Annotated in this window: 13 protein-coding genes and 2 pseudogenes; 8 read left to right on the top strand and 7 right to left on the bottom strand. The window is 65.4% G+C overall.

Annotation, left to right across the window (positions count from 1 at the left end; all coding sequences use genetic code 11):
- Nucleotides 1–4: 4 nt before the first annotated feature.
- Nucleotides 5–655 carry a thiol:disulfide interchange protein DsbA/DsbL gene (locus ACZZ0O_RS01585; protein WP_055848225.1) on the bottom strand — a complete coding sequence of 217 codons (651 nt, stop codon included), beginning with the start codon at nucleotides 653–655 and terminating at the stop codon, nucleotides 5–7.
- 95 nt (nucleotides 656–750) lie between these two features.
- Nucleotides 751–1,548: a c-type cytochrome gene (locus ACZZ0O_RS01580; RefSeq protein WP_055848228.1), complete on the bottom strand. Its 798-nt coding sequence runs from the start codon at nucleotides 1,546–1,548 to the stop codon at nucleotides 751–753.
- A gap of 143 nt (nucleotides 1,549–1,691) precedes the next feature.
- Here ACZZ0O_RS01580 and yihA point away from each other — a divergent pair, with 143 nt between their 5' ends.
- Together yihA and ACZZ0O_RS01570 are read left to right on the top strand one after the other, a co-directional pair.
- Complete coding sequence (yihA, locus tag ACZZ0O_RS01575; RefSeq protein WP_055848231.1) at nucleotides 1,692–2,315, top strand: ribosome biogenesis GTP-binding protein YihA/YsxC; 624 nt, start codon at nucleotides 1,692–1,694, stop codon at nucleotides 2,313–2,315.
- A 324-nt stretch (nucleotides 2,316–2,639) separates the two neighbouring features.
- Nucleotides 2,640–4,004 (top strand): glutamate--cysteine ligase, encoded by a 1,365-nt coding sequence (locus ACZZ0O_RS01570; protein WP_104615380.1) that lies wholly within the window; start codon nucleotides 2,640–2,642, stop codon nucleotides 4,002–4,004.
- Nucleotides 4,005–4,298: 294 nt separating this feature from the next.
- Here the strand turns inward: ACZZ0O_RS01570 and ACZZ0O_RS01565 are convergent.
- From ACZZ0O_RS01565 to ACZZ0O_RS01555, 3 genes and pseudogenes are all read right to left on the bottom strand, one after another.
- Nucleotides 4,299–5,345, bottom strand: a pseudogene (locus ACZZ0O_RS01565) (ATP-binding protein); the annotation flags it as partial.
- A gap of 83 nt (nucleotides 5,346–5,428) precedes the next feature.
- A pseudogene (locus ACZZ0O_RS01560) lies at nucleotides 5,429–5,771 on the bottom strand (two-component sensor histidine kinase); the annotation flags it as partial.
- Nucleotides 5,768–6,487: a response regulator gene (locus ACZZ0O_RS01555; RefSeq protein ID WP_115513884.1), complete on the bottom strand. Its 720-nt coding sequence runs from the start codon at nucleotides 6,485–6,487 to the stop codon at nucleotides 5,768–5,770. The gene ACZZ0O_RS01555 and the pseudogene ACZZ0O_RS01560, both read right to left, overlap by 4 nt.
- A 137-nt stretch (nucleotides 6,488–6,624) precedes the next feature.
- Between ACZZ0O_RS01555 and ACZZ0O_RS01550 the strand changes: the two genes are divergently transcribed.
- Nucleotides 6,625–7,725, top strand: a complete 1,101-nt coding sequence (locus tag ACZZ0O_RS01550; protein ID WP_463592034.1) for a glycosyltransferase — start codon at nucleotides 6,625–6,627, stop codon at nucleotides 7,723–7,725.
- Nucleotides 7,726–8,029: 304 nt separating this feature from the next.
- On the opposite strand, the gene ACZZ0O_RS01545 is transcribed toward ACZZ0O_RS01550, so the two are convergent.
- The gene (locus ACZZ0O_RS01545; RefSeq protein WP_463592033.1) at nucleotides 8,030–9,202 is read right to left on the bottom strand and encodes a TDT family transporter; all 1,173 of its coding nucleotides are present in this window, start codon (nucleotides 9,200–9,202) and stop codon (nucleotides 8,030–8,032) included.
- A gap of 107 nt (nucleotides 9,203–9,309) precedes the next feature.
- Here ACZZ0O_RS01545 and ACZZ0O_RS01540 point away from each other — a divergent pair, with 107 nt between their 5' ends.
- The 5 genes from ACZZ0O_RS01540 (at nucleotide 9,310) to fghA (ending at nucleotide 13,424) form a co-directional block, all read left to right on the top strand.
- Nucleotides 9,310–10,224 (top strand): LysR family transcriptional regulator, encoded by a 915-nt coding sequence (locus ACZZ0O_RS01540; RefSeq protein ID WP_463592032.1) that lies wholly within the window; start codon nucleotides 9,310–9,312, stop codon nucleotides 10,222–10,224.
- Nucleotides 10,225–10,443: 219 nt separating this feature from the next.
- Complete coding sequence (locus tag ACZZ0O_RS01535) at nucleotides 10,444–10,719, top strand: metal/formaldehyde-sensitive transcriptional repressor (protein WP_046963271.1); 276 nt, start codon at nucleotides 10,444–10,446, stop codon at nucleotides 10,717–10,719.
- A 64-nt stretch (nucleotides 10,720–10,783) separates the two neighbouring features.
- On the top strand, nucleotides 10,784–11,893 hold the full coding sequence (locus ACZZ0O_RS01530; protein ID WP_055848253.1) for an S-(hydroxymethyl)glutathione dehydrogenase/class III alcohol dehydrogenase: 1,110 nt from the start codon (nucleotides 10,784–10,786) through the stop codon (nucleotides 11,891–11,893).
- Nucleotides 11,894–11,960: 67 nt separating this feature from the next.
- On the top strand, nucleotides 11,961–12,536 hold the full coding sequence (gene gfa / locus ACZZ0O_RS01525) for an S-(hydroxymethyl)glutathione synthase (RefSeq protein WP_055850259.1): 576 nt from the start codon (nucleotides 11,961–11,963) through the stop codon (nucleotides 12,534–12,536).
- Nucleotides 12,537–12,593: 57 nt separating this feature from the next.
- A complete protein-coding gene (gene fghA, locus ACZZ0O_RS01520) occupies nucleotides 12,594–13,424 on the top strand; it encodes an S-formylglutathione hydrolase (protein WP_115554593.1) in 831 nt (276 codons plus the stop codon).
- A 345-nt stretch (nucleotides 13,425–13,769) separates the two neighbouring features.
- Here fghA and ACZZ0O_RS01515 read toward each other — a convergent pair whose 3' ends face one another.
- Nucleotides 13,770–14,108, bottom strand: coding sequence for a hypothetical protein (locus ACZZ0O_RS01515; protein WP_055848259.1), 339 nt, complete (start codon nucleotides 14,106–14,108; stop codon nucleotides 13,770–13,772).
- Nucleotides 14,109–14,110 lie beyond the last annotated feature (2 nt).

The following is a 14,110-nucleotide window of genomic DNA, read 5'->3' as shown; positions in this document are numbered from 1 at the left end:
CGGTTCAGCGCTTGGCAGCTGCGGCGTGCTCGCGGGCGATGAGGTAGTCGGCCACGCGCAGCATGTCCGGATAATTGCGCGCGCCGATCAGGTAGCGCCCGTTGACGATGATGGCCGGGGTGCCGGGCAGCTTGCTGCGCTTGGCGAAGTCGCGCGCGGCATCCAGCTTGGCGTCCACCGCCTGGCTCTTGTAGGTCTCGACGAAGCGCTGCTGCGGCACGCCGTAGTCGGCGTAGAACGCCGCCAGTTCTTCCGGTGCCACGTTCTGGGAAGGCACGCTCTGCTTTTCGTGGATGGCGTCGAACATGGCGCGGTGGCTGCGCTTGGCCACACCGAGGATGTCGGCGGCGAAGTACGCGCGCGCAAACGCGTCCCAGAACCCGCCAAAGGCTGCCGGCACCGGGGTGAAGCGCACGTAGGACGGTTGCTTGGCCGCCCAGGCTTCCAGCGTCGGCTCGAAGTGCGCGCAATGCGGGCAGGTGTAGCCGAACACTTCCACCACTTCGACCTTGCCGGCCAGCGGCGCATACGGCTGGCCGCCGTCGATCAGGGTGTAGTCCTCGCCTTCGACCGGCGGCGCCGTCTTGTCGGCGGCGCAGGCCGCCAGTGGCACCAGGATCAACAACAGCAGGGACAGGCGGGAAAGCAGATTCATGCAGGCTCCGTGGGGATCTCAAGAGGGGGCGGGAAACGACGACGCCGGTCGCGGGACCGGCGTCGTGACACGGTGGAGCAGGTGGGCGCCTCAGCTCATGAGCGCGCCGGTGTCCCGGCAGGCGTCTGTGCAGCGGCGGCATCGTCGGCGCGGTCGTGCAGACCTTGCAGATAGCTGGACAGCGCCTGGATCTCCTGCTCGCTCAGCGGGCGTGCCACCTGGGCCATGATATTGAACAGCGCCGGATTGCGCTCCTGGGTGGTGCCGGCCTGGTAGTCCTTCAGGCGCCGCGCCACGTAGTCGGCATGCTGGCCACCCAGGCGCGGATACGCCGGGCCCGGATTGCCGCCACCGGACGGGCCGTGGCACGCCATGCAGGCCGGCACGCCGCGCGCGATGTCGCCACCGCGGTAGAGCTTTTCGCCGACCTCGTAGAACTTCATGCCCTGATATGGACCCTCGGCGATCACTGCGTCGTCGGCGACCCCGGCGGATGCCTTCTGGGTGGCGAAGTAGGCGCCCAGGTCGCGCATGTCCTGCGCGGTGAGGTCCTTGACGAACGGCACCATCACCGCCGACATCCCGCTATTGCGCTCGCCGCTGGCGATCAGGGCCACCTGATGCGCAACGTAGCGCTCGGTTTGCCCGGCGATGCGCGGGTACATGGCTACCGCCGGATTGCCGTCGGGGCCGTGGCAGGCGGCGCAGGCGGCCGCCTTTGTCTGCCCGGCCTTGGCATCGCCCCAGGTGGTCTTGGCCAAATCCACCTCCAGCGGCGCAACGCGCACGGGCGGTGGATCGGGGATCGGCGTGACCGCCGATTGCGCAAACGCCACGGCGGCAATGACCGGCACGGCGAGGGCGGTGAGGACTAGCACACGAGCATGGCGCATCAGCTAAAGCTCCGTATGGACCCGGCCCGCGCGCGTTGGGTGCTGGCAGTGGCAGGCATGCTTGGATTATCGACACGCCTTTGCGCCAGGGTCAACGAACAGTGCAGCAAAACCGCCGGGCCCGAACGTGCGATCCTAGTGAGATGTCGCTCCTTATCGAACAAGCCCGCTACCACCTGTCCGCCCATAACGCCCGGCAATTGCCCGACGATGGCGGTTACGAGGTGGCCTTCGCCGGCCGCTCCAACGCCGGAAAATCCAGCGCACTCAATGCGCTGACCCGCCAGAACGCGCTCGCCCGCGTGTCCAAGACTCCCGGCCGCACCCAGCAGCTGGTGTTCTTCCAGATCCAGCCCGAGCGCTATCTGGTGGATCTGCCCGGTTACGGCTACGCCAAGGTGCCGCAGGACCTGCAGGCGCACTGGCAGGCCTTCATCGACCGCTATTTCCGCACCCGCGAGGCGCTGCGCGGCTTGGTGGTGGTGATGGACATCCGCCATCCGCTCAAGGATTACGACCTGCAGATGCTCGGCTACGCCGCCGAGCGCGGCCTGCCCGCGCACGGTTTGCTGACCAAGGCCGACAAGCTCGGCCGTGGCCAGCAGATGCAGACCCTGCAGAAGGTCAAGAAGGAAGTGACCTCGCGCTTCGGCGACAGCGTGACCGTGCAGACCTACTCCGGCGAATCGCGCCAGGGTGTGGACGAACTGCGCGGCATCGTCGGCGGTTGGCTGGGTCTGGGTGTGGAAACGCCCGCGGCCGAGTGATGCCTGGCGGCCGCCACGGCCGCGGCCCTTTGATGCGATGCAAGACGGCGAGCCAGTGCTCGCCGTCTTCGTGTGTGCCGGTCGGTATGGGCCTGTCGGCAGCCAGGGTCGACCGGTGTACCGGTTGGCCGGCTGGCGCACAGGCGGAGCGGTGGGCTGCGGTGATGCGCACTGCGGCCCATCCTGCGGCATGCGCATGGATGGAAATCTCAGACCCGGCCGATGGCGGCAATACTTGCATGCCCTGCGGGTATAGTGCGGGCCTTGCGGTGGCTGGGAAGTATCCCCACATCGTCCCACACCTTCACGTTTGCGAGCCTGCCCTTGTCGAGTCCCAGCCACGTTGCCGAAACGCCGATTACCGAACGCGCGGAACTGGTCCAGGTGCTGGCCTCCGGCGAGAAGCCCAGTGCGGACTGGCGGATCGGGACCGAGCACGAGAAGTTCGGCTTCCAGCTCGATGACCTGCGCGCGCCCACCTTCGAAGGCGCGCGTGGCATCCAAGCCCTGCTGACCGGGTTGACCCGTTTCGGCTGGGAGCCGGTGCAGGAAAACGGCCACACCATCGCGCTGCTGCGCGACGGCGCCTCGGTGACGCTGGAGCCGGCTGGCCAGCTGGAACTGTCCGGCGCGGCGGTGGAAACCCTGCACGACACCTGCGTGGAAACCGGCACCCATCTGGACGAAGTGGCGCAGGTGGCCGGCGAGTTGCAGCTTGGGTTCCTGGGCATGGGCTTCCAGCCCAAGTGGCGGCGCGACCAGATGCCGTGGATGCCCAAGGGCCGCTACCAGATCATGAAGAACTACATGCCCAAGGTCGGCTCGCTCGGCCTGGACATGATGACGCGCACCTGCACGGTGCAGGTCAATCTGGATTACGCCACCGAAGCGGACATGGTGCAGAAGTTCCGCGTGTCGCTGGCGTTGCAGCCGATCGCCACCGCCTTGTTTGCCGATTCGCCGTTCACCGAGGGCAAGCCCAACGGCTACCTGAGCTATCGCTCGCACATCTGGACCGATACCGACGCCGATCGCACCGGCATGCTGGATTTCGTGTTCGAAGACGGCTTTAGCTACGAGCGGTACGTCGATTACCTGCTCGATGTGCCGATGTATTTTTCGTATCGCAACGGCGTCTATGTCGATGCCAGCGGGCAGAGCTTCCGCGATTTCATGCAAGGCAAGCTGCCGGCGTTGCCGGGTGCGTTGCCGACGCTGCGCGATTGGTCGGACCACATGACCACCGCGTTTCCGGAAGTGCGCCTGAAGAAATATCTGGAAATGCGTGGCGCCGATGCCGGTCCGTGGAATCGCCTGTGCGCGTTGTCGGCGTTCTGGGTGGGCTTGTTGTACGACCAGACCGCGCTCGATGCAGCCTGGGACTTGGTCAAGGATTTCAGCCCGACCGAACGCCACGCCTTGCGCGACGGCGTGCCCAAGCACGCCCTGGGCCTGCCGTTCCGCAACGGTACCGTGCGCGACCTGGCGGTAGAGGCAGTCAATATCGCCCGCGAAGGCCTGCGCCGACGCGCGCGCTTGAATGGCGATGGCCAGGACGAAACCGGCTTTGTCGACGTGATCGCCGAGATTGCCGAAAGCGGCGTCACTGCCGCCGAGCGCAAGCTGGCGCTGTATCACGGCGCATGGAACGGCGATATCGACCGTGTATTCCGTGAGTTTGCGTACTGATTGAGTGATGTGCGGTCGACTACGCGCCGTGATGCGGCGCGTGTTGCTGTGGGTCAGTGCGTGAGCGGTTAGCTGTCGGCAGTGAAGCCCTGGTTGCGTGCGGCTTCCACCCTGGCGCCCTGATGCGCACGGTCGCGCGCATTCTTCGCGTGGGTGACCGACGAGCGCGTTACCGACCCTGGCTCGGCGCGACAGCCTGGTAGCCAGGGGAATGTGTTGCCCCGTGATGCGCGCGATGAGGCCACTGCTGGTCGTGCGCGCTGATCCCTTGCCCCCGTCGGTTCCGGTCTGCGCTCAGCGCCGCTCCGGCATGCACGGCAGGCGCACCGTTACGCGCAGCCCGCCATGGGCGCGGTTGTCCAGGCGCAGGTCGCCGCCATGCGCCAGCACGATGCTGTGCGCCACCGACAAGCCCAGGCCGATGCCGCCGGTACCACGGTTACGCGAAGACTCGCCACGCACGAACGGCAGCAACAGTTGTTCGCGCTGGGTGGGGTCGATGCCGGGGCCGTCGTCGTCGATCCACAACACCCCATCCTCACCATCGCGGGTGAGCTGCAGGCGCGCGCACTTGCCGTATTTCAGGGCGTTTTCGAGAAGATTCATCAGCGCGCGGCGCAATGCCAGCGGGTCGCCGTCCAGGGTGATGGTCGGGCCGGGCAGCAGCACCGCGTCGGCGCCGATATCGGTGGCGTTGTCGACCACGCTCTCCACCAGCAGGCGCAGATCCAGCGGCGCGCGTTCGCCGCGATGGCGATCGTTCTGGATGAAATCCAGCGCCGCGGAAATCATCGCCTTCATTTCGTCGATATCGGCCAGCGCCTTTTCGCGCAGTGGCGGTTGCAGGCCGTCCAGTCGAAACGACAGCCGCGCCAGCGGTGTGCGCAGGTCGTGCGCGATGGCCGCCACCATGTGGGTACGTTCGTTGATCAGCCGGTTCAGACGCCCCTGCATCGCATTGAACGAATCGGCGGCGCGGACGATCTCCGGCGGGCCGCTGCGTTGCAAGGCGGCGGCGTGGGGATTGCGGCCCAGCCGGTCGGCGGCTTCGGCAAAGCGCTTGATCGGCGCCGACAGTGCGCGCGAGAACCACCATGCCAGCGGCACATTGGCGAGCAGGCCGGCCAGGAACAGCAGCACGATATGGGTCTTGAACTCAGCCGACAGCCGCCGTCGCGGCGACTCCACCGTGCGCCAGCGGCCATCGGGCTGCTGCAGGGCGGCGGTGAAGCCATCCAGCAGCGGCACGCCGGGGGTCAGACGTTCGCTTTCCCAATCGTCCGGCGCCTGGTCCATGCGCAGCCCATTGCCGAACGGCGGGTCGCCAGCTGGGCGGCCGGACGCCCATTCCGGCGACATCCGTCGGATACCGTTGCTGTCCGCGGCACTGGCCGCGTGCTGCCGTCGCGGTCGGTCCGCGGCAAGCTGCGGGCTTTCGCGGTCGTCGGCACTGCGATAGAACCGCACGCGGTGCGCGTCGACATCAAGCCAGTGGGCCAGCAGCATTTCCGCGAAGGCGTCGCGCACCTGGCCAGGCGGCGCCGTTGGCACCTGCACGCTGTCGTGCACCTTGAGGGTCTGGGTGCCGGCGGGCATGCGCGTGGACAGCAGCGCCACCACTTCCGGCGGGTGCACTGGCGGCTCGTAGACGGGGGTGCGCATCACCAGCAGGGCGATGCCGATGGCCTGGGCGGTGAGCAGCGCCACCGCCAGCAGGACGAACGTGCGGGCAAAGATCGACAGCCCGCGACGTGCCGGTTTACTCACAGACGCGAGACGCCCGGCAGCAGCATGTAGCCTTCATTGCGTACGGTGCGAATCAGTTCGGTATGGACGCGCTCGTTGATCTTGCGGCGCAGGCGGCTGATCTGGCTGTCGATGGCACGGTCGTAGACGTCGGTATCGCGGCCGCGCGCATAGTCCAGCAACTGGTCACGGCTGAGCACGCGCTGCGGGTGCTCGACGAAGGTGCGCAACAGCGCGAATTCGCCGTCGGAGAGATTGATGAAGATGCCGGTGGGGTCGCGCAGGTCGCGGCGCACCACGTCCAGGCGCCAGCCGGCGAATTCGTAGACGTTTCCGCGCTGGTCGGCCTGCTCGTTGCTGGCTTGGCTGCGGCGCAGCAAGGCGCGCACCCGCGCCAGCAGTTCGCGCGGGTTGCAGGGTTTGGCCAGATAGTCGTCGGCGCCCACTTCCAGGCCGATGATGCGGTCGGTGTCGTTGCCCAGCGCACTGAGCATGATGACCGCCGGCGAACCGCGTTCGCTGGCCAGGGCGCGGGCTGCGCTCAGCCCATCTTCTCCCGGCATCATCACGTCGAGTACGATGAGGTCCGGGCGGCGTTGCGCCATGCGCGTGCGCATGTCCGCCACGTTTTCGGCAACGTCCACCTGGTAGCCATGCGCGCTGAGGAACTCGCCGATCAGCTTGCGCAGGTCCGGGTCGTCGTCGACCACAAGAACGCGGGGTTGTTGCATGTCCATGGGAATCATCGTCGGTGGCGCGGAGGTCGGCCCGCGCAGGGTGGTGGCTACCGGATACATGGTGCTCGCAGGTGCAAGGCTGGAACTCACATCATAAACATCAAATTTGTCAACTATTGGCACACGTGCAAGGCAACATGACGGGACGGGACATCACGCAGGACACCATCGCTTCGACACTGCGCCATCCCGATGGTGGGAGCGTGCATGACAAGGCGTTTCCGATGATGCGGGTGATCAGCCGCGATAACGGCGTGGGCCTGACCCGCGACATGGTACTGATGGCGCAGACGTTGCGCGCCGGCGGCGTGCCCGTGCAGGAGCTGGGGTTCACCAGCCAGCGGTTGCAGGACACCGGGCGCGAAGTGCGGCTATGGGCCAGTCGCGCGCTGTTCGGGCGGGTGCCGTTGCAGATCTTTTCCGAGCGCGTGTATGCGCGCTGCCTGCCGCTGGGGCAGATCAACCTGCTGGTGCCCAACCCGGAATGGCTGCTGCCCAAATGGCTACCGTTGCTGCCGAAATTCGATGCGGTGCTGTGCAAGACCCACCATGCCGAGCGGATTTTCCAGAGCCTGGGCTGCACCACGCGTTTCATCGGCTTTACCAGCCCGGATCGCCACGATGCGCAGGTGCCGCGCCAGCGTGCGTTTTTCCATCTGGCCGGGCGCAGCACTGCCAAGGGCACCCGCGTGCTTCTGGAGACCTGGAAGCAGCATCCGGAGTGGCCGCTACTGACGGTGGTGCAAAACCCGCGGACCGCCGGGAAACCGGTGGTGGCGCCGAATATCGATCACAGGGTCGGTTATCTCGACGATGCGGAATTGCGCCGGCTGCAAAATGCGCATCTCTTCCACATCTGTCCCTCCGAGGCCGAAGGCTTCGGCCACTACCTGATGGAAGCGCTGAGCGTGGGGGCGGTGACGTTGGCCACCGATGGCGAGCCGATGAACGAGTTGGTCAAGCCGGAACATGGCGTATTGATTCCGGTGGGCGACGTGCGCCAGCGACGCCTGGCGTCGTATTACTACGTTGACGCAGCGGGCATTGCGCAGGCGGTGGAAACCGCGCTCGCCATGCCGCAGGCCGCGCTGGACACGCTGTCGGCCAATGCGCGTGCGTTTTATCAGGCCAATGATGCCGCCTTTGCAGCGCGCTTCCGCAGCGCGGTACTGGCGTCGCTGCCGGACCATGCGCCGCAAAACGCCGTCGGCATTGCGCCGGTGGTGGTCGATCGTTGAGGGATTGACGCGCTTGTCAGCGCTTGTGGTCGTTACCACTACATGCCGTTGCTCATCAACGGCATGCGCATCTTCCTCGTGCGCGGGTTCAAGCGGACGCTGCCATCGGAAGGTTGCAGCGTTACTGACGCCACGCAGTTGACCCCGCTATTCGATCGCGCCGGCGCTGCCAGGCTTGCTTGGTACTCACAGTCGCGGCGTCGAATGCATGCAATGCACGATCGATTGGTCGCCGGCTAGATGAGCGTGCAGCGTTGGCGAAATCCAATGACAACGAATCGATCAATCACTCCTATTGCACCACTCACGGCGCGGTCGTTTCGCTGTGCAGCTCCGCAATGCAGGGCGACACAAATAGATTGCCGCGATATGCGCCAGCCAGCGTCCTGGCCGCGACGACTGCCCAGACCACACCAAGCACGGCCACCAGGACGACGCCGAGCAGATTGAAGAACATCAGCTGCACTAGCGCGCCAAGTTTCAAGGTGGCCACGGCGTAGACGCCAAGTGGAAAGGTGAAACCCCACCAGCCCAGATTGAACGGCACCTCGGCACGGAAATAGCGTGCGGTGATCAGGATCGACAGCAGCAGCCACCAGGCGCCGAGGCCCCAGAACAGCACGCCGCCGATCACGCCGATGCCCGCCGCGATCTGCCCGAGCTCGGCCAGCCCGTGCGCAGCGAAGATCGCCGGGGCGTCGGCGCCCATCACCAGCATGCCCAGCGCACCGGTCGCGATCGGGCCGAGCGACAACCAGCTCGATGCCGCCATGCTGGCCGGCGGCAGCTGATGCAAGGCCATGCGCAGCAGCAGGATGACCAGGATGCTCATCGCCACCGGCACCGAATACGCCCACAACGCATAGCTGGCAATCAGCACCGCGAAGCGGCTGCCTGCATCGGCAAGGTGCGGAGCCAGCAGCCCGCCGCTGGCCGCCGCCACTTCGGCCGCCACCACCGGCAACAGCCACACCGCGGTCATCTGCTCGATGCGGTGGCGCTGCCGGGTGAACATCAGATACGGCACGCCCACTCCGCAAGCCACGGCCATCGCCACATCCGCCCACCACAGGGCCTCGGCCAGCGGCAGCACGGCGCTGCCCCAACGTGGCATGCCGTACAGCAACAGGCCGTTGATGATGGTCGCCAGGCCCATCGGGATGGTGCCCAGGAACATCGACGCGCTGGCGTGCCCGAAGATCCGTCTGGCTTCATCGAAGAACAGCACCCAGCGCGCGGCATACAGCAGCGCAAAGACGACAAACAGCACAACGTTGCACATCCACAGGCGCGCGCCGATCGCCGCCAAGCCTGGAACAGGCCACGGCAGTTGCCCGAGCGCCAGGGCAAAAATGCCGGTGCCCATGGTGACGGCGAACCAGCTCGGGGTGAATTGACGGATGACCTCACGCGGGCCGGACAGTGCCTTGAAGGGGCGCAGCCACTGGGTGACTGGGAGTGCAGTGACGGTAGACATGGCGGCATGTGACGCAATGGGGAGGGCAGTGGCAACAGTGTCGAGCGCCAGTTCATAGCTGTAAAACGGGTAATATCGTTATTGAATACTTGTAAGGCAGGTAGATTGTGCGTCTGACGCTGCGGCAACTTCAGATCTTTTGCGCCATTGCCCAGCATGGCAGCACTACCAGTGCCGGACTGGTGGTGGCGTTGTCGCAGTCGGCCACCAGCGCGGCGCTCAATGAGCTGGAGCATGCGTTGGGCACGCAGTTATTCGATCGCGTCGGCAAACGCCTGGTGCTCAACGATGTCGGCACCGCGCTGCTGCCGCAGGCACGCAAGCTGCTCGATGGCGCGCACGAGATCGAAGCGGGCTTCGAACCGGGCACCGCTGCCGCTACAGGTCGCTTGAAGATCGGTTGCAGCACGACGATCGGCAATCATGTGTTGCCGCTGGTGCTGCATGCGCTACGCAAGCAGGCGCCAGCGCTGCGCGTGGATATGGAAAGTGCCAATAGCAGCACGATCGCGCGCAAGGTGGCCAACTTCGAGTTGGACATGGGGTTGATCGAAGGACCCTGTCATTTGCCGGAACTGCGTGCGGAGCCCTGGTTGCTGGACGAACTGCTGGTCGTGGTCGGTCGCCGACATGCGTTGGCCAAGCAGCCCAAGGTCGCGCTGGCCGACCTGCGCGACGCCGACTGGCTGTTGCGCGAGCCAGGCTCGGGCACGCGTGAAGAGGTCGAGCAGTTGCTGCTGCGGCATCTGCATGCGTTGTCCGATACCCGCCAGATCGGCAGCTCGGAAGCGATCAAGAACATGGTGGTGCAGGGCCTGGGTGTGAGTTGCCTGTCGCGCTGGGTGGTGGATGAGCTGATCGCAACGAAGAAGTTGAAGCCGCTGAGCGGCGGGCTGCCGCGACTGACCCGGCGGTTCTTTCTGATCGCGCATCGCGACAAGTTTTTTTCGCCGAATCTGCAGGGCTTTCACGACGCCTGCCTGCAGTTCAAGCTGGAGCGGGGCGAGCCTGCGCACCGTTAGGCATCGGCCATGCGCTGCTGCGCAATCGCGTGCGGCAATGCAGCAGGGTGATGCGCGCAGCAACGCCTGGATGTGACGCGAAGGCAGGACGGCGATGATGTGAGCGCGGTCACCTTCTGTTGCGTGCAGCGTGCGTATCGACTGCTCAACAGCCCTCGGCATCGCTTTTTCCATACAGATGCCTATACTGCCCCCCAGTATCTTGGGTCGAGGGCCGGCATGCCGCATTCGCCGCTGGAAAAGAAACGCGCACTGGCGCGAGTACGGCGGTTGCGTGGGCAGTGCGATGCACTTGAGCGTGCGTTGCAGTCGGGCGCAGACTGCGCCCCAGTGCTACAGCAGATCGCCGCGATCCGGGGGGCAGTGAATGGGCTGATGTCGCAGGTGCTTGAAGCGCATATCCGTGAAGACTTCGGGCATGCCGCTGCGTCCGATGCACAACGCGCCGAGCGGGTACAGGACTTGCTCGGCCTGGTCCGGTCTTACCTCAAATGAACTCCCACCGGGCCGGCGCATGCCGCGCCCGTCCTCGAACATCCTCGTCAGGAGCGCTATCCCAATGAAATCCCGTGCAGCAGTCGCATTCGGACCCGGCAAGCCGCTGGAAATCGTCGAGATCGACGTCGCACCGCCGAAGGCCGGCGAAGTGCTGGTCCGCATCACCCACACCGGCGTGTGCCATACCGATGCCTTCACGCTGTCCGGCGATGACCCGGAAGGTATCTTCCCGTCGGTGCTGGGCCACGAAGGCGGCGGCATCGTCGAGCAGATCGGCGAAGGCGTGACCAGCGTCAAGGTCGGCGACCACGTGATCCCGCTGTACACGGCCGAATGCCGCAAGTGCAAATTCTGTCTGTCCGGCAAGACCAACCTGTGTCAGGCCGTGCGTGCCACTCAGGGCAAGGGCCTGATGCCGGACGGCACCACGCGCTTCTCCTACAACGGCGAGCCGATCTTCCACTACATGGGCTGCAGCACCTTCAGCGAATACACCGTGGTGCCGGAAATCTCGCTGGCGGTGGTCAATCCCGAAGCGCCGCTGGAAAAGGTCTGCCTGCTCGGCTGCGGCGTCACCACCGGCATCGGCGCGGTGCACAACACCGCCAAGGTCAAGCCGGGCGAAAGCGTGGCGGTGTTCGGCTTGGGCGGCATTGGTCTTGCGGTGATCCAGGGCGCGGTGCAGGCCAAGGCCGGGCGCATCCTGGCTATCGATACCAACCCGGGCAAGTTCGACCTGGCGCGCAGCATGGGCGCCACCGATTGCATCAACCCGAAGGACTACGACAAGCCGATCCAGGAAGTCATCGTTGAGTTGACCGACGGCGGCGTGGATTTCAGCTTCGAGTGCATCGGCAACGTCAACGTGATGCGCTCGGCGCTGGAGTGCTGCCACAAAGGCTGGGGCGAGAGCGTCATCATCGGCGTGGCCGGCGCAGGCCAGGAAATCAGTACCCGTCCGTTCCAGCTGGTGACCGGCCGCGTGTGGCGCGGCTCGGCCTTCGGTGGTGTCAAGGGACGTACGCAATTGCCGGGTATGGTGGAGCAATCGATGAAGGGCGAGATCGATCTGGACCCGTTCATCACCCACACCATGCCGCTGGAAGAGATCAACGAGGCCTTCCATCTGATGCATGAAGGCAAGTCGATCCGCACCGTGATTCATTTCTGACCGTACGGCCAGGATCGGCGCGCGGCCGCTTCCGCGCACGCAGTACCCGATACCCGGGAGGGGCATGATGACTACCGTGTCGATTCATCCTTCGGTGGACAGTGGAGTAGCGCGTGGGGCGGCCGGCGGCTTTGCAGGCGGAACCCTGCAATGCCATTGCGCCAGCGACAAGGTAACCGTGGACGTGGCGGCGCAGACCGCGCACAACCATGCTTGCGGCTGCAGTAAATGCTGGAAGCCGGAAGGGGCGACCTTTTCCGTGATCGCGGTGGCGCCGCGCGACAAGATCACGGTGACCGCCCATGCGGAGAAGCTCAAGATCGTCGATGAAAGTGCAACGATCCAGCGGCATGCGTGCACCGGCTGCGGTGTGCACATGATTGGCCGCATCGAGAAAAAGGATCACGCGTTCTACGGTCTGGATTTCATCCACACCGAACTGTCGCAGCAGTCGGGCTGGTCACCGCCGGGCTTTGCGGCGTTCGTGTCGTCCATCATCGAAACCGGTACGCCGCCGGAGCAGATGGAAGGCGTGCGCGCGCGGCTGACCGAGCTGGGCTTGCAGCCGTACGATTGCCTGTCGCCGGGGTTGATGGACGCGTTGTCGGCCCAGGTGGCGCGTCAGAAGGGTCTGCTGCACTGACCCACCCGCCGCGCAGCCGGTGATGCCGGCTGCGCGGTCTTCTTTCGAAGGAATTCCATGGAACGTATCGAACACCGTGCCTGCTTCGGCGGTTGGCAGGACGTGTACCGGCATCAGTCGCAGGCCTTGGATTGCAGCATGACGGTAGGGGTGTATCTGCCGCCGCAGGCCGCCGAGGGTCCGTTGCCGGTGCTGTACTGGCTCAGTGGCCTGACCTGCACCGAACAGAACTTCATCGGCAAGGCCGGCGCGCAGCGCTACGCGGCCGAACACGGCGTGATCGTCGTGGCGCCGGACACCAGCCCGCGTGGCGACGATGTGGCCGACGCGGAAGGCTACGACATCGGCAAGGGCGCCGGTTTCTATGTCGATGCCACGCAGCAGCCGTGGGCAGCGCATTACCGCATGTACGACTATGTGGTGAACGAATTACCGGCATTGATCGAAGCGACATTCGCCACCACCGGTGCGCGTGCGATCAGCGGTCACTCGATGGGCGGCCATGGCGCATTGACCATCGCGCTGAAGAATCCGGGCCGCTATCGCAGCGTGTCGGCATTTTCGCCGATCGTGGCGCCGAGCCAGGTGCCGTGGGGCGAGAAGGCGTTTGGGCACTATCTGGGTGAGGATCGCGACAGCTGGAAGGCGTATGACGCCACCGCGTTGATCGCACAGGCGCAGGAGCGTTTGCCGCTGTTGATCGATCAGGGCGGGGCGGACGAATTCCTGGAAAACCAGCTGAAAACCGGGTTATTCGAAGACGCTGCCAAGGCGGCGGCGTACCCGGTGACCGTGCGCATGCAGCCGGGGTACGACCATAGCTATTACTTCATCGCCAGCTTTATTGGCGAACATATTGCGCATCATGCTGCGGCATTGCGTGGTTGATTGTTTCGTTGCGTAAGTAGTAGTTGGCTGAGTGAGTAGTGGTGCGTGTGCGATAGGGCGATGCACGGTGGTGCGCGTGGCGTGGTGGTGCTGTGTTGTGCGTTCTGGTGCCACGCATCAAGCGGCGACCCGATGTCCCTTCTCCCGTCGGGAGAAGGTGCCCCGCAGGGGCGGATGAGGGTACGGGCCACAGCTTGGTGCAGAGAGTGATTGCGTGAGTGGCTTCGCGCCGTACCCTCACCCAAATCCCTCTCCCGGTGGGAGAGGGGCTTTAAGCGGCACGATGCCTCTGACGGCACCTAGCGCAGTTGCTGCGCAGCGTGTCTGCCTATCTGATGCACGCCGTCAACGCACGTCGCGCATTTCCCAGTGATGGCCGGCCAGGGCCTGCATACGCTGCTTGAACAGATCGCCGGGGATGCTGGTGGTGGCGACCAGATCGATGCGCAGATCGTCCTGCTTGCCGGTGACGGTGGCCGACGGATCGGTGATGCCCAGGCTGGGGTCCACCTCGTCCGGGTCGGCCTGCAGCTGGCGCCAGCGATCGAACCAGGCCGGGTCGCGCAGTGCGGCCTGCAACTGTTCGGCGAAGGCCTCGGCGCCGTTGGCGGTGAAGCTCACCGACGGCGCGCTGCCGCGGGCGAGCTTGGGGTCGGGCAGGCTGATCGAGTAGCTGACAGGCATGG

The sequence above is a fragment of the Xanthomonas sp. AC360 genome (assembly GCF_979258225.1).
Note: the sequence above shows the minus strand (reverse complement) of the source record. Positions and strands in the feature narration are given on the sequence as shown.

What these genes read in the sequence shown, in the direction of transcription:
- ACZZ0O_RS01585 (WP_055848225.1), bottom strand. Translation starts at nt 655, where the DNA reads ATGAATCTGCTTTCCCGCCTGTCCCTGCTGTTGTTGATCCTGGTGCCA.
- ACZZ0O_RS01580 (WP_055848228.1), bottom strand. Translation starts at nt 1,548, where the DNA reads ATGCGCCATGCTCGTGTGCTAGTCCTCACCGCCCTCGCCGTGCCGGTC.
- yihA (WP_055848231.1), top strand. Translation starts at nt 1,692, where the DNA reads ATGTCGCTCCTTATCGAACAAGCCCGCTACCACCTGTCCGCCCATAAC.
- ACZZ0O_RS01555 (WP_115513884.1), bottom strand. Translation starts at nt 6,487, where the DNA reads ATGGACATGCAACAACCCCGCGTTCTTGTGGTCGACGACGACCCGGAC.
- ACZZ0O_RS01550 (WP_463592034.1), top strand. Translation starts at nt 6,625, where the DNA reads ATGACGGGACGGGACATCACGCAGGACACCATCGCTTCGACACTGCGC.
- ACZZ0O_RS01545 (WP_463592033.1), bottom strand. Translation starts at nt 9,202, where the DNA reads ATGTCTACCGTCACTGCACTCCCAGTCACCCAGTGGCTGCGCCCCTTC.
- ACZZ0O_RS01535 (WP_046963271.1), top strand. Translation starts at nt 10,444, where the DNA reads ATGCCGCATTCGCCGCTGGAAAAGAAACGCGCACTGGCGCGAGTACGG.
- ACZZ0O_RS01530 (WP_055848253.1), top strand. Translation starts at nt 10,784, where the DNA reads ATGAAATCCCGTGCAGCAGTCGCATTCGGACCCGGCAAGCCGCTGGAA.
- gfa (WP_055850259.1), top strand. Translation starts at nt 11,961, where the DNA reads ATGACTACCGTGTCGATTCATCCTTCGGTGGACAGTGGAGTAGCGCGT.
- fghA (WP_115554593.1), top strand. Translation starts at nt 12,594, where the DNA reads ATGGAACGTATCGAACACCGTGCCTGCTTCGGCGGTTGGCAGGACGTG.
- ACZZ0O_RS01515 (WP_055848259.1), bottom strand. Translation starts at nt 14,108, where the DNA reads ATGCCTGTCAGCTACTCGATCAGCCTGCCCGACCCCAAGCTCGCCCGC.